We start from the raw sequence: 557 nt of genomic DNA, 5'->3' as shown, positions 1-557 counted from the left end.
TGCAGAATCCGTCGCAAATCGGTAGCTCACTTCGCCAACCGTACCGAGAATCGATGGTTTTTGGACATAAGGTTGGTTGATGTTCCACGTACCTTCTACTACGCCTGACTGGATAGCAATTCGGCTTGGCGCACTCAGAATGTTAAAGCGAACTTTTTGATCTGGACCGGCCGTGTAATTTGCACTCTCTTTCCTGCGAACCGTTAACGTCGTTTGACCCGCTTTGTAGACACGAATAAGACCGTCACCAATAACATCTGCAACGCCTGGAGAAGTATTGTCAACGACTTCCAAATGATCATTGCTGGCCGTTAAACCAAAATCACGCTGCAAGTTAAAATCGTAGTCTTTGCTGTATACCATTTCATAATCTTGCGTCGTCATCGCTTGGCCTTGCGCTTTCGCAACTTTGATCACAACATTGAATTGAATTGGTTGGTAAAAGTCACCGCCATCATCTTCAAACTTAAGACGATATTCGCCCGCGGTATCCACTTCTAAGTTGCCATCCTTCATTCGAAGACCTTCAGGCAACCCACCAATCAGACTGACTTTGC

General features: G+C 46.0%; 1 pseudogene. It reads right to left on the bottom strand.

The features are described from left to right. Nucleotides 1-557: pseudogene (locus R7F64_RS24235) on the bottom strand (cadherin repeat domain-containing protein); the annotation flags it as partial.

The organism is Vibrio sp. Vb1980 (assembly GCF_033338615.1).
In the GTDB taxonomy this organism is placed as follows: Bacteria; Pseudomonadota; Gammaproteobacteria; order Enterobacterales; family Vibrionaceae; genus Vibrio; species Vibrio alginolyticus.
This window is presented reverse-complemented; position numbering and strand designations above follow the sequence as displayed.